We start from the raw sequence: 13,247 nt of genomic DNA, 5'->3' as shown, positions 1-13,247 counted from the left end.
GGATACAAACGGACACACTGCGGCGTTGCGGTCCACCTTCAGCAGAATGACTGCAAGTGCCGTCACTGTGCATTCGACGCGCGCAAGCGACGCAGCAGCGAGCGTGCACATTCATCTCGTGTTTCCCTAGATCAGTTTCAGCAACCCTTCCCGGATCCCCATGGTCAAGCAGCTCGTACAGAAGATTTTCGGCAGTCGTAACGATCGCATCCTGAAGCGCTATACCCGTGCGGTGGAGCGTATCAATGCCCTTGCCGAATCCACCGAAGCCCTCGCGGTAGACGAACTGCGGCACAAGACGCAGGAGTTCCAGCGCCGTCTGGGCGAAGGCGAGGATCTGGAGAAGCTGTTGCCGGAGGCCTTCGCGGTCTGCCGTGCGATGAGTGCCCGGGTCCTGGGGCTGCGCCACTTCGATGTTCAGCTGATCGGTGGCATGGTCCTGAATGACGGCCGGATCGCCGAGATGCGCACCGGGGAAGGGAAGACCCTGGTCGCGACCCTCCCCACATATCTCAACGCCCTGGCGGGTGATGGCGTACACGTGGTGACGGTGAACGATTACCTGGCCCGGCGTGACGCCGCCTGGATGGGGGAGCTCTACCACGCCCTCGGCCTGTCGGTGGGGGTGGTCAACAGCTCCGGCGGGCTGGGTGTGGACTCTGCCTCGTTCATGTTTGATCCCGACTACCAGGCCCCCGAGGGCGGTTTTGACCGCCTGCGTCCGGTGACGCGGCGCGAGGCCTATGCGGCAGATATCACCTACGGCACCAATAACGAGTTTGGTTTCGATTATCTGCGCGACAACATGGCCTTCGCGGCCGATCAGCGGGTCCAGCGCGCGCTCAATTTCGCGGTGGTCGACGAGGTCGATTCCATCCTGATCGACGAGGCGCGTACCCCGCTGATCATCTCCGGACCCAGTGGCGACAGCTCCGAGCTGTACGAGCGCCTGAACACCATCCCGCCGCAGCTGGTGCGCCAGGAGGACGAGGAGGGCGCGGGCGATTACTTTGTGGACGAGAAGGCCAAACAGGTCTTTCTCAGTGAGGAGGGCCACGAAAAGGCCGAGGAGCTGCTGCGCGCAGCGGGGCTGCTGGAGGAACACCAGACCCTGTACGACTCGGCCAGTATCGCCGTGCTGCACCACCTGAACGCCGCGCTGCGCGCCCATGCGTTGTTCCATCGCGATGTGGACTACCTGGTACGCGATAACAAGGTGCAGATCATCGACGAGTTTACCGGTCGTATCATGGCGGGCCGACGCTGGTCCGAGGGACTGCACCAGGCGATCGAGGCCAAGGAGGGGGTGCCGATCCAGCGCGAGAACCAGACGCTGGCTTCGATCACCTTCCAGAACTATTTCCGGCTGTACGAAAAACTTTCCGGCATGACCGGCACGGCCGACACCGAGGCCTACGAGTTCAAGACCATCTACGACCTGGAAGTGGTGGTCATCCCCGGCAACAAGCCGCTGGCGCGTGATGACATGCAGGATCTGGTGTTTCTCACCCAGCCCGAGAAATACGAGGCCATCATCAAGGAGATCCAGTGGTGCGTGGATCGTGGCCAGCCGGTGCTGGTGGGGACGGCCTCGGTTGAAAGCTCGGAGCAACTGGCCGCTGCGCTGAAGAAGACGGGGATCGCGTTTGAAGTGCTGAATGCCAAACAGCATGAGCGCGAGGCTTCCATCATCGCCCAGGCCGGGCGTCCGAAGGCGGTGACCCTGGCCACCAATATGGCCGGTCGTGGTACCGACATCGTACTGGGGGGCTCGCTGGATGCAGAGCTTGCCGACGTCGATGCCGACGACACCGCGCGGCGCGACCAGATCAAGGCCGACTGGCAACAGCGTCACGATCAGGTCCTGGAGGCCGGGGGCCTGCACATTATCGGTTCCGAACGCCACGAGTCGCGCCGCATCGATAACCAGCTGCGCGGCCGTTCCGGGCGTCAGGGGGACCCCGGCTCCAGCCGCTTCTTCCTGTCGCTGGAAGACAACCTGATGCGGGTATTCGCATCCGAGCGCGTCCGCGGGCTGATGCAGCGCCTGGGCATGAAAGAAGGCGAAGCGATCGAGAATGCCTGGGTGTCACGGGCGATCGAGAATGCGCAGCGCAAGGTCGAGGCGCACAACTTCGATATCCGCAAGCAGCTGCTGGAATACGACGACGTTGCCAACGATCAGCGCCGGGTGATTTATGATCAGCGCGCCGAACTCCTGACCAGCGAGGATATCAGCGAGACCATCGATACCCTGGTCGAAGATGTCGTCAACGCCCAGATCAGCCTGTATCTGCCGCCGGGTTCGATTGAAGACGAATGGGATATCGAGGGCCTGCAGCAGGCCCTCAACGGCGAGTTCGGCATCGATCTGCCGCTGCAGCAGTGGCTGGATGACGAGGAGGACCTCCACGAGGAGCCCCTGCGCGAACGCATCGTCGCGCATGCCCGGGAGATTCTCGGAGACAAGCGCGAGCAGTTGGGTGACGAGACCATCCACCGCCTGGAGCGCGACGTCATGCTGCAGGTGCTCGACAGTCAGTGGAAGGAACATCTTGCTGCGATGGACTACCTGCGCCAGGGTATTGGCCTGCGCGGCTATGCCCAGCGCAACCCGAAGCAGGAATACAAGAAGGAAGCCTTCGCGATGTTCCAGTCGTTGCTGGAACGCATCAAGCATGATGTCGTGAAGTTCCTGCTGCGCATGCAGCTGCGTTCGCCGGAGGAGCTTGAGGCCCTGAAACCGAAGAAGACTGCGCCGGCCGAGGACGACCTGGAGTTCCAGCACCAGAATCCCGACAGTGCCCTTGCCGCCGAGAGCGGGGCTGAATCCGGCGCGCGCGAGCCGGTGAACGGTGGCGACGCCCCGTATCGCCGTGAGGAACCCAAGCTGGGACGCAACGATCCCTGCTGGTGCGGCTCGGGCAAAAAATTCAAGCACTGCCACGGCAAGCTGTAGGCCGGGCCCTGCCACGGAATCGGACCCATGGCCGTAGGACTGCATGCGCCGGAGGCGCTGGACCCGGTACCCGGTATCCGCCTGGCCGCCACGGCGGCCGGCATCCGCTATGCGGGGCGCGATGACCTGGTGCTGATCGACGCGGGAGCGGATGCTGCGATCGCAGCGCTGTACACCACCAATGCCTTTCGGGCGGCCCCGGTGGTGGTGGCGGCGGAGCATCAGGCGGCTGGGCAACCACGCTGGTTACTGATTAACGCCGGCAACGCCAATGCCGGGACGGGCGCACCCGGCCTGGATGCGGCGCGTGCCTGCTGCGACGCCCTTGCTGCGGTGACCGGCGGCAGGCCTGCTGCGGTCCTGCCGTTCTCCACCGGGGTAATCGGCGAGCCCCTGCCGGTGGAGCGCATCACCCACGCGTTGCCGGCCCTGGATGCCGCCCTGGCTCCGGATGCCTGGATGCAGGCAGCGCACGCGATCATGACCACCGATACCGTGGTCAAGGGTGCGAGTCGCCGCGTGGCCCTGTCCACCGGGGAGGTCACGCTGACCGGGATTGCGAAGGGGTCGGGGATGATTCACCCCGATATGGCCACCATGCTGGCCTTCATCGGCACCGACCTGGCGATCGACACGGAGACCCTCACGGACCTGCTGCGTCAGGCGAATGCCGAGAGCTTCAATGCCATCACCGTGGATGGCGACACCTCGACCAACGATGCGGTGGTCTGCATGGCCAGTGGCGCAAGCGGCGCCGGACTGGCCACGGCGGCGGACCGTGCCGCCTTCGCTGCAGCACTGGACACGGTTTGCCTGGAGCTGGCTCAGGCGATCGTCCGCGATGGCGAGGGGGCGACCAAGTTTGTGACGGTGGAGGTCATGGGCGCGAGAACCCGTGGCGAGGCCGCGGCGGTCGCCGAGACCGTTGCGCTGTCGCCGCTGGTCAAGACCGCGCTGTTTGCCTCGGATCCGAACTGGGGACGCATCCTGGCCGCCGTGGGCCGGGCGGGTGTCCCCGACCTCGTGATCGAGCGGATTGCGATCCGGGTGAATGACGTCGACATCGTATGTGATGGCGGCCGTGCGCCCGACTATGCAGAGACCGCAGGTCAGGAGGCCTTCGCCGCCGAGGAGATCCATATCGCCATCGACCTCGGTCGGGGCAATGCCTGCGCGCGCAAGTACACCTGCGACTTTTCCCACGAGTACGTGCGCATCAATGCCGAGTACCGCTCCTGATCCGGCCGCGGAGCTCGTCGAGGTCGCCGTCGGTCTGATCCGGGATGCGGCGGGTCGTGTCCTGGTTACGCGGCGCCGGGCCGGCGGGCACCTGGCCGGGTTGTGGGAGTTCCCTGGGGGCAAGGTAGCTGCGCACGAGTCGGCCGCGGCGGCCCTTGCACGCGAACTCCATGAGGAGCTGGGCATCCGCGTGGATGCGGCCACCCATTGCCTTTCCATCCCTCACGACTACCCTGAACGACGTGTAATGCTGCGGGTGTTCCGGGTGACGAAATGGGCGGGACATCCCGAGGGCCGCGAGGGGCAGCCGCTGGAGTGGCGGCCACCGTCGGCCCTGGATGCGACGGATTTCCCGGCGGCCAACGCGCCGATGCTGGCGCTGCTGACGCTGCCGAGCACGTGCCTTATCACGCCGTCGCCCCGCTCGGCGGGCGCGATGGGCGAGGTGATTGAGCGTGTGGAACAGGCCCTGGCGGCTGGCTGCGCCGGGATGGTGCAGGTGCGGGCGCCGCATCTGGAACGCGACGATTACCTGGAGCTGCTGGCGGGCGTGCTGGGGCGGGCCGAGCCGCGTGCGATCCCGGTGCTGGCGAATGCGCCGCCGCAGTGGTTGACGGCGTTTCCCCGGGTCGGGCTGCATCTGCCTGAACATCGCTGGCGCGAACTGGAACGCCGGCCGCCGGGTTTCGGTCGGGTGGCGCTTGCGGTACATGATCGTGCCGGGCTGGATCGCGCGGCGGCGCTGGGTGCGGACTTCGCGATATTGAGCCCGGTCCGGGCGACGGCGACCCATCCTGCGGCCGTCCCCCTGGGCTGGCAGCGTTTTGCACAGCTGGTACGTGGCGCCGCATTGCCGGTGTACGCCCTGGGAGGGATGGACTGCGCCAGTTTGTCCCGGGCGCAGGCAGCCGGTGCGCAGGGCATCGCGGCGATACGAGGTCTGCTCGCAGGCTGAGTTGGATGTGAACCCGCCGCGTGCGCTGCCGCGCTCGGTGGCTCAGAGCGCGCAGCAGCAGAGCTGGAACGGGACATCGTGCTTGGCCGGTACGGGGCGTTCGCGGAAGTCTCCGGGCATCAAAAAGCGAACCGTGAAGCGCTGGCGGCCCCCGCTGATCTCGGGATAGACGCCCAGCTCCGTGTTCACGCTGACTCGAATGAGTTGCCAGGCATGTGTGTTGTCCAGGGTGCGCTGGAAGTAGCCGCCCTCGGCGGTGACGGCTTCCGTGCTCCCCGATTGGCGCATGAAGTGCAGCACCTGCGTCGTCGCTTCGGCGACGGTGTTCAGCGGCTCGAACCACTCCAGCAGGAGCTCGCGGCGGGTCGATTCCGGGTGTTCCAGCCAGTAGTGATAGATCGGCAAGTCGAAATCGAAGACTCCGCCCGGGAGGGCCATACGCTGGCGCAGGCTGGAAAAGAACTCGCTGCCGCGGACGCGATGGTCGAGGGCGCCGGCCTGGGCCTCCAGGGCATCGTGCAGGCGCTTCTGCGCGGCCATGGTCTCGTCGAAGCGTTCGGCGTCGACGCCAGGCAGGTTGGCCAGTCGATTCAGGTTTGCGGTCTGGCGCTCGATCTCGGCCATCAGTTCACGCTTGATGTCGACGCGCGTGACCAGTGCATAGATGTCGACCAGTGCGGCCAGGGCCTCGTGATGGTCAAACGGCCCTCCGGACGCCAGGGCATCGCCAAAACGCGCTCCCAGCGCCTCCAGCCGCAGCAGCAGGCGCACGCGTTCGTGGAGCGGTTGTTCGAAGGTCAGAGACTGGTTCACGGCGTTCCCGCACGAGAAGGAGGGCTGGGTAATCGGAAGATCCGCCCAGTATCAGGGATTCGAGGGAAGGTTTTCTACCCGTCAGAAGGCCTGGTTGTGCAGCCGGCGCAGGGCGGCGTCGCAATCGGCGACCTGTTGCGCCAGCTCGGTATCCGTGATCGTACCCGTGTTGTGGATGGTGCGGTCCGCACGCCGGCGCCGTTCTTCGCGGTTCATCTGGGCCTCGATGATGGCCTCTACATCGGCCTGGCTGTGGCCGTCACGCTGGCGTACCCGCGCGACCTGCTCGGAGGGGTCGCAATCGACCACGATCACATGGTCGAAATGCGTCTCCCAGCCGGCCTCGAACAGCAGAGGCACCACGACCAGTGCATATGGGGTGTCGTTCGGGAGTTGCGCCAGGCGTTCCTCGATTGTGGCCCGGACGGCCGGATGCACGAGGCCTTCGAGGACCTGGCGCTCGCCGGGGTCGGTAAAGACTTTGCTGCGCAGGGCACCGCGGTCGAGGTGCCCCCGAGCATCCAGAACGCCGGGCCCGAAGTGATGCACGATGGCGGCGTGGAGTGTGTGCCCGGGGGCCTGCAGTTCGCGGGTGATCGTGTCGGCATCGAGTACCGGAACCCCCAGGCTCGAAAACAAAGTGCCGACCCGGCTCTTGCCGCAACCGATCCCTCCGGTGAGTCCGACCCGCAGCATGGCCGCCTCCCTACAGACCTTGCGGGAAATAGAGGACCGCCAACTGATCGCCCCAGAGCAGCGTCAGCCAGCCGGCGGCGGCGAGGTAGGGGCCGAACGGGATGGGGATATTGCGATCGCGCCCGCGCAGCAGGATCAGGGCGATCCCGACCACCGCTCCGACCAGAGAGGCCAGCAACAGGATGACCGGCAGGGCCTGCCAGCCCAGCCAGGCGCCGAGTGCGGCCAGGAGCTTGAAGTCGCCGAAGCCCATGCCTTCCTTGCCGGTCAGCAGTCGGAAGCCATGGAAGACCAGCCACAGGATCAGGTAGCCGGCTGCGGCCCCGATGACAGCGGACTGCAGGTCGGTAAAGGTGCCTGGTATGTTGACCAGTAGCCCCAGCCATAGAAGCGGCAGGGTGAGCTGATCGGGTAGCAGGGTGGTGCGGGCATCGATGCCGGCGGCCGCGATCAGCACTGCGGTCAGGACCAGCGCCAGCAGCCCTGCGGCACTGGGTCCCAGTTGCCAGATTGTGACGATGAACAGCAGAGCGGTCAGCGCCTCCACCGCAGGATATTGCCAGCTGATGCGGGTGCCGCAGCCGGGACAACGCCCGCGCAGGAACAGGATGCTCAGCAGAGGGATGTTCTCCAGCGCTCGGATGGGGCGCTGGCATTGCGGGCAGCGCGAGCGGGGGCGCAGCAGATCGAAGGGTTCGCGGTCCTCCGCCTCCGTTGGCGGGTGTTCGAGGATCGCGCGCGCCTCCTGCTCCCAGCCGCGTTCGAGCATCACCGGCAGGCGTGCGATGACGACATTGAGGAAGCTGCCGATCAGCAGGCCCAGCAACCCCGCGATCGGTATGGCCCAGCCCTCCAGCACGACGGCCGTCTCGGCAAGCATCCTAGGAACCCACCCACCCATGTGCACGTTCGGGGTCGGATCCGTTCGGCGTGCGTTCAGGGGGCGATGGGTGCCCTGCGGTGATTCCTCCCAAAAAAGACGGGGCGTCAATACCTCGGGTGCGCCCGGTTTGGATGTCGCCGGTGTCATTGCAGACAGGTGGCCGAGTCCCGGCTTGGAGTCGCCCGTGGGGCCGGCTATCCGCTCCGGCGTGGTGCCATGAATCCATCTCGAACGCGCGCGCAGATGCGCGACCCGCTGCGTGGTGGGCCCTGCCCTGGGGCCCCCGGGGGGATGACTCGAATGTGTTCATCGCTCCGCTGGCCCCTAAATCACCTGGCCCATCTGGAAGATCGGCAGATACATGGCAATGACCAGGCCGCCCACCAGCACGCCCAGGACCACCATGATCAACGGTTCCAGCAGGCTGGACAGGCTGTCCACGGCGTTGTCTACCTCTTCCTCGTAGAAGTCGGCGACCTTCGAGAGCATGGCGTCCAGGGAACCGGACTCTTCACCGATGGCCACCATCTGCACCACCATATTGGGAAAGACGGCCGTGTTGCGCATGGACCACTGCAGCTGCCCCCCGGCCTCGGTCTCGTCACGCATGCGCAGCGTGGCCTCGCGGTAGACGGCGTTGCCGGTAGCGCCGGAGACCGAGGTCAGGGCATCCACCAGCGGGACCCCGGCCGAGAACATGGTGGAGAGGGTGCGTGCGAAGCGTGCAATCGCAGCCTTGCGCAGGATGGGGCCGAAGGCCGGGATCTTCAGGCTGACAATGTCGAGGAATCGCGCGAAGCGTGGTGACCGGCGCTTGACCTGCACGAAGATGAACCCGAGCGCCACCATGGCCCCGAGGATGGCCCACCACCAGCGCTGAGTGAATTCCGAAAGCTCGACCACCATGCGGGTGAAGACCGGGAGGTCGGCCCCAAAGCCCCGGAAAAGGGCCTCGAACTGCGGGACTACGTAGATCAGCAGGATGGCCGTCACCACGATCGCGACGACGATGACCGCTGCCGGATAGAACAGGGCCTTCTTGATCTTGGCCTTCAGGGCCTCGGTCTTCTCCTTGTAGGTCGCGACCTTGTCCAGCAGGGTCTCCAGTGTCCCCGCCTGTTCGCCAGCCTCGACCAGGTTAATTACCAGGTCATCGAAGTATTTTGGCTGGTTGCTCAACGCCTTGGCGAAGGTCTCGCCGCCTTCTACGTCCGCTTTCAGCTTGAGCACGAGATCGCGCATCGCGGGTTTTTCATTGCCGCGTCCGACGATCTCGAAGGCCTGTACCAGCGGCACGCCGGATTGCAGCATGGTGGTCATCTGACGCAGGAAGTAGGCGATATCCGCCGGCACGATCTTCTTGCCGCTGCCGGAGAACAGCGATTTCGGCTTTTTGCGGATCCTGGTGACATTGATGCCGTTACGCCGTAATTCGGCACGTGCGTTGGCCTCGTTGTCGGCGGGTATTTCGCCCTTTACCCGGTTGCCATGCTTGTTCAGCCCTTCCCATGTGTAAACGGTCCCGGAATCGGCCATCCCCCTGTCCCCCTGTAGCTGGTGACCTCCAGCGAAACACTGATTACTGTACGCGCTCGCTGCTGCGTTGCCTTTGCGTGCGTTTCGTGTGCGGTGACTGGCGTGCAGTCGTTCTGCACACAGGAACTGCAACGCCACACACCCGCCCGATTTCGATCAACAACGGGAGGCAGAGCCCTTCGGGGCTGGCTCCCCGGGTTCCCCGGTCCTGCGTTGCGTCGCGTGCGGGTAGAAGCTCTGCCCGCTGCAGGATGCGCCTGGTCTCGGGACAACCGGGGTACCAGCGCGAGTGAGTACATGGATCCGTGTTTCCCTAGTCCTTGGTCACGCGATTGACTTCCTCGAGGCTGGTCAGCCCCTTCATTACCTTCATCAGACCGGCGCGGCGCAGGTCCTCGATTCCTTCCTTTCTTGCCTGCTCCGCAAGCTGCATAGAGTTGTAACCCTCCAGGATGCCGCGCTGCATCTCTTCGCTGATTGGCAAGACCTGGTAAATGCCCAGTCGGCCCTTGTAGCCGTTCGTACACTGGTCGCAGCCGACGGCCCGATAGGCCGAGACCCCGGCCTGGATGTCGGCATCGGTAAAGCCCTCCTTGCGCAGGACCTCTTCGGGGAGGTCCTCCGGTTCCTTGCAGTTTGGACACAACCGCCGCGCCAGGCGCTGGGCGATGATCAGCAGGATGGAGGATGCGATGTTGTAGGGGGGGACGCCCATGTTGGCGAGGCGTGTCAGGGTTTGTGGTGCGTCATTGGTGTGTAGCGTTGACAGCACGAGGTGCCCGGTCTGGGCGGCTTTGATTGCGATCTCGGCCGTTTCGAGGTCGCGGATTTCCCCGACCATGATGACGTCCGGATCCTGGCGCAGGAAGGCGCGCAGGGCGCTGGCGAAGGTCAGGCCCACCTTCGGGTTGACGTTGACCTGGTTGACCCCGGGCATATTGATTTCTGAAGGATCTTCGGCGGTGGAGATGTTGCGGTCCGCCGTGTTCAGGATGCCAAGGCCGGTGTACAGCGACACCGTTTTCCCCGAGCCCGTCGGCCCGGTCACCAGGATCATGCCGTAGGGCCGTTTGAGGGCATTGAGGTAGGCCTCCTTCTGGTGCTCCTCATAGCCCAGTTGGTCGATACCAAGAGACGTGCTGCTCGGGTCCAGAATACGCATCACGATCTTTTCGCCGTACAGCGTTGGCAGGGTACTGACCCGGAAATCGATGGCACGGGTACGCGACAGCTTAAGCTTGATCCGGCCGTCCTGTGGTACCCGGCGCTCGGCAATGTCCATTCGCGACATGACCTTTACCCGGGCGGTGATACGCGGGGCCAGCGAATTCGGCGGGTGGGCCACTTCATGCAGCACGCCATCGATACGGAAGCGCACCCGGAAATCCTTCTCGAACGGTTCGAGATGAATGTCCGAGGCCTTGCGATTGATTGCATCCACCAGAAGTTTGTTGACGAAGCGCACGACCGGAGCGTCGTCGACGCCGTCAGTCGGTTGCGTGGTTTCCTTGTCCTCCTCGCCGGAATCAATCGCCAGACTGTCCAGGCCTTCATCGCCAAGATCGCCGAGTAACGAGGTGGCAGCGCTCAGGGCGCGGTCGATCATGCGGTCGAGCTTGCGCGGCTCGACCAGTACCGCCTCCGTTGGCATTCCGGTGGCGAACTTGAATTCGTCCGTGGCACCCAGGTTCGTGGGATCCGAGACTGCGATATAAAGCCGGTTGCCGCGTACGATCAGGGGCAGCGCGTGGTGCTTCTGGATCAGCTTCTCGTTGAGGTGTTCCTTCGGCAGCAGTTCGTGGTCGAAGCTGGCCAGGTCCAGAACGGGCAGACCGAACTCCTCGGCGGCTGCCTCTGCCAGGCGTGCCTCGGCTACGCCACCCTTGGTGGCGAGCAAGTGGGTCAGAGGTGTCTGTTTGGACAGGGACTCCTCGACCAGTTGCGACGCAATGTCTTCTGCAATCAGGTCGGCCTCGACCAGACGCTTTGCCAGCCCGGGGAGCCGCGGTGTCGTAGTGGAGTTCGCCATGGATCTCTGCGTCAAACCTCGTTGGTCCGTCCCACTCTACGTGCGTCCGTCAAGGAAGGGAAACGCGTCGATAATGCTGACCGTTCTTCAGGCGTCTGTTGCTGCCACACAACACCAACCGGTTCACGGCTGTACCCGGATCATAGGAAGCCGCCCCACGCCGCACAAGTCCGTTCTGGCGGCCCGCGTCGTGACCCCGATCTGCGTTCGGCCCTGCGGATGACAGGCGCCCGGCACCCTCGCCAGTTGCCTACAGAGCTGCTTGCCAACGGTCAGGAAGGCGATCGTCATGATGGTCCCGTCCCTGCGGTCGGGCGGTCTGCTCGTGCCCGCTGGTCGGTTCTGACGGGTGCCTGCGGCGATTTTCCCCCGGCATCAATGCCATGGCGCTTTTGCTTCGAGCCCTCGGCGGTGCGCGCCTGGCACCTTTACCTCAGAGGATTCCATGCGTGCGACCCGGATCCCGATATTGTCCGGTGTTTCCCTTGACGCTGCCGTTCGTGCTGGTCCAGAATATGCGGCTTGATCGAGGAGGGATACCCAAGCGGTCAACGGGGGCAGACTGTAAATCTGCTGGCTCAGCCTTCGGAGGTTCGAATCCTCCTCCCTCCACCATCAGTTTTTTAAGCCAGCGGCCAGTTACTTGGGCGGTGGTTCAGCAAGCCAGGGTTCTGCGGGTGTAGTTCAATGGTAGAACCTCAGCCTTCCAAGCTGATGATGTGGGTTCGATTCCCATCACCCGCTCCAGAGCGGGTCCATTCTGGCCTGTAAGCAGGCGGGAAAGGCCCTGGCAGCAGTACTGGCTCATGTAGCTCAGTCGGTAGAGCACTTCCTTGGTAAGGAAGAGGTCACCGGTTCGAATCCGGTCATGAGCTCCATATTCAATGTCAGCGTAACAACCTGCGTCGCTACTGTGTTTTAGCGTCACGATCCGGGGAAACGAGAGATGTCCAAGGAAAAGTTCGAGCGTAAGAAGCCGCATGTAAATGTGGGGACGATTGGTCATGTTGACCATGGTAAGACGACGCTGACGGCGGCGCTGACTGTGGTGCAGGGCAAGAAGTATGGCGGCGAGTCGCGCGCGTACGATCAGATCGACAACGCGCCGGAAGAGAAGGCGCGCGGGATCACGATTGCGACGGCGCACGTGGAGTACGAATCGGACGGTCGTCATTACGCGCATGTGGATTGCCCCGGGCACGCGGACTACGTGAAGAACATGATTACGGGAGCGGCGCAGATGGACGGCGCGATCCTGGTGGTATCGGCGGCCGATGGCCCGATGCCGCAGACGCGCGAGCACATTCTGCTGGCGCGTCAGGTAGGTGTGCCGCACATTGTGGTGTTCCTGAACAAGGCGGACATGGTGGATGATCCGGAGCTGCTGGAGCTGGTGGAGATGGAGGTTCGCGATCTGCTGTCCTCCTATGATTTCCCGGGCGACGACACGCCGGTGATCACGGGTTCTGCGCTGAAGGCGGTTGAGGGCGACGAGTCCGAGATTGGCGCGCAGGCGATTCAGAAGCTGATTGACGCGATGGACGAGTACATCCCCGAGCCGGAGCGCGCGGTGGACGGAGACTTCCTGATGCCGGTGGAAGACGTGTTCTCGATCTCGGGCCGCGGCACGGTGGTGACCGGTCGTATCGAGCGTGGTGTGGTCAAGGTGGGCGAGGAGATCGAGATTGTCGGTATCCGCGACACCCAGAAGACCACGGTCACGGGTGTCGAGATGTTCCGCAAGCTGCTTGACCAGGGCGAAGCGGGCGACAACGTGGGCATTCTGCTGCGTGGTACCAAGCGCGACGAGGTGCAGCGTGGTCAGGTGCTGTGCAAGCCGGGTTCGATCAACCCGCACACGCATTTCGAGGCCGAGGTGTACATCCTGGGCAAGGACGAGGGAGGCCGTCATACCCCGTTCTTCAACGGCTATCGCCCGCAGTTCTACTTCCGGACGACCGACGTGACGGGTTCGGTGGATCTCCCGGAGGGCACCGAGATGGTGATGCCGGGTGACAACGTGAAGATGACCGTGGCGCTGATCAGTCCGATCGCGATGGAAGATGGTCTGCGCTTCGCGATCCGCGAAGGTGGCCGCACCGTCGGTGCCGGCGTCGTCTCCAAGATTATTGAGTGA

At 64.2% G+C, this 13,247-nt stretch carries 9 protein-coding genes and 3 tRNA genes; 7 read left to right on the top strand and 5 right to left on the bottom strand.

Annotated features, from left to right (window positions below; genetic code table 11):
* The first annotated feature begins 160 nt into the window (after positions 1 to 160).
* Genes secA through G332_RS0110045 form a run of 3 tightly spaced genes read left to right on the top strand, consistent with a single transcriptional unit; the run spans position 161 to position 5,153 of the window.
* Positions 161 to 2,959 (top strand): preprotein translocase subunit SecA, encoded by a 2,799-nt coding sequence (secA, locus tag G332_RS0110055; protein WP_019626869.1) that lies wholly within the window; start codon positions 161 to 163, stop codon positions 2,957 to 2,959.
* A 27-nt stretch (positions 2,960 to 2,986) separates the two neighbouring features.
* On the top strand, positions 2,987 to 4,198 hold the full coding sequence (gene argJ / locus G332_RS0110050) for a bifunctional glutamate N-acetyltransferase/amino-acid acetyltransferase ArgJ (RefSeq protein ID WP_019626868.1): 1,212 nt from the start codon (positions 2,987 to 2,989) through the stop codon (positions 4,196 to 4,198).
* Positions 4,179 to 5,153, top strand: a complete 975-nt coding sequence (locus tag G332_RS0110045; protein WP_019626867.1) for a Nudix family hydrolase — start codon at positions 4,179 to 4,181, stop codon at positions 5,151 to 5,153. The genes argJ and G332_RS0110045 overlap by 20 nt, the downstream gene beginning before the upstream one ends.
* Positions 5,154 to 5,195: 42 nt before the next feature.
* Here the strand turns inward: G332_RS0110045 and zapD are convergent, their stop codons facing one another.
* The 5 genes from zapD to pilB form a co-directional block, all read right to left on the bottom strand.
* Positions 5,196 to 5,966, bottom strand: a complete 771-nt coding sequence (zapD, locus tag G332_RS0110040; protein ID WP_019626866.1) for a cell division protein ZapD — start codon at positions 5,964 to 5,966, stop codon at positions 5,196 to 5,198.
* An 81-nt stretch (positions 5,967 to 6,047) separates the two neighbouring features.
* A complete protein-coding gene (gene coaE, locus G332_RS0110035; RefSeq protein WP_019626865.1) occupies positions 6,048 to 6,662 on the bottom strand; it encodes a dephospho-CoA kinase in 615 nt (204 codons plus the stop codon).
* A 10-nt stretch (positions 6,663 to 6,672) separates the two neighbouring features.
* Positions 6,673 to 7,542, bottom strand: a complete 870-nt coding sequence (locus G332_RS0110030; protein ID WP_019626864.1) for an A24 family peptidase — start codon at positions 7,540 to 7,542, stop codon at positions 6,673 to 6,675.
* A 327-nt stretch (positions 7,543 to 7,869) separates the two neighbouring features.
* On the bottom strand, positions 7,870 to 9,081 hold the full coding sequence (locus G332_RS0110025; RefSeq protein WP_019626863.1) for a type II secretion system F family protein: 1,212 nt from the start codon (positions 9,079 to 9,081) through the stop codon (positions 7,870 to 7,872).
* A 313-nt stretch (positions 9,082 to 9,394) separates the two neighbouring features.
* Positions 9,395 to 11,110: a type IV-A pilus assembly ATPase PilB gene (gene pilB, locus G332_RS0110020; RefSeq protein ID WP_019626862.1), complete on the bottom strand. Its 1,716-nt coding sequence runs from the start codon at positions 11,108 to 11,110 to the stop codon at positions 9,395 to 9,397.
* 530 nt (positions 11,111 to 11,640) lie between these two features.
* Between pilB and G332_RS0110010 the strand changes: the two genes are divergently transcribed.
* The 4 genes from G332_RS0110010 (at position 11,641) to tuf (ending at position 13,247) form a co-directional block, all read left to right on the top strand.
* Positions 11,641 to 11,725: transfer RNA gene (locus G332_RS0110010), tRNA-Tyr, on the top strand.
* A 58-nt stretch (positions 11,726 to 11,783) separates the two neighbouring features.
* Positions 11,784 to 11,857: transfer RNA gene (locus G332_RS0110005), tRNA-Gly, on the top strand.
* 55 nt (positions 11,858 to 11,912) lie between these two features.
* A tRNA-Thr gene (locus G332_RS0110000) sits at positions 11,913 to 11,988 on the top strand.
* 68 nt (positions 11,989 to 12,056) lie between these two features.
* The gene (gene tuf, locus G332_RS0109995) at positions 12,057 to 13,247 is read left to right on the top strand and encodes an elongation factor Tu (RefSeq protein WP_019626860.1); all 1,191 of its coding nucleotides are present in this window, start codon (positions 12,057 to 12,059) and stop codon (positions 13,245 to 13,247) included.

This window comes from Thioalkalivibrio sp. ALJT, assembly GCF_000381825.1.
GTDB lineage: Bacteria > Pseudomonadota > Gammaproteobacteria > Ectothiorhodospirales > Ectothiorhodospiraceae > Thioalkalivibrio.
Note: the sequence above shows the minus strand (reverse complement) of the source record. Positions and strands in the feature narration are given on the sequence as shown.

Bases quoted from the DNA above. Each gene is read 5' to 3' on its own strand.
- G332_RS0110025 (WP_019626863.1), bottom strand. From the start codon at position 9,081: ATGGCCGATTCCGGGACCGTTTACACATGGGAAGGGCTGAACAAGCAT.
- G332_RS0110045 (WP_019626867.1), top strand. From the start codon at position 4,179: ATGCCGAGTACCGCTCCTGATCCGGCCGCGGAGCTCGTCGAGGTCGCC.
- pilB (WP_019626862.1), bottom strand. From the start codon at position 11,110: ATGGCGAACTCCACTACGACACCGCGGCTCCCCGGGCTGGCAAAGCGT.
- G332_RS0110030 (WP_019626864.1), bottom strand. From the start codon at position 7,542: ATGCTTGCCGAGACGGCCGTCGTGCTGGAGGGCTGGGCCATACCGATC.
- tuf (WP_019626860.1), top strand. From the start codon at position 12,057: ATGTCCAAGGAAAAGTTCGAGCGTAAGAAGCCGCATGTAAATGTGGGG.
- secA (WP_019626869.1), top strand. From the start codon at position 161: ATGGTCAAGCAGCTCGTACAGAAGATTTTCGGCAGTCGTAACGATCGC.
- coaE (WP_019626865.1), bottom strand. From the start codon at position 6,662: ATGCTGCGGGTCGGACTCACCGGAGGGATCGGTTGCGGCAAGAGCCGG.
- argJ (WP_019626868.1), top strand. From the start codon at position 2,987: ATGGCCGTAGGACTGCATGCGCCGGAGGCGCTGGACCCGGTACCCGGT.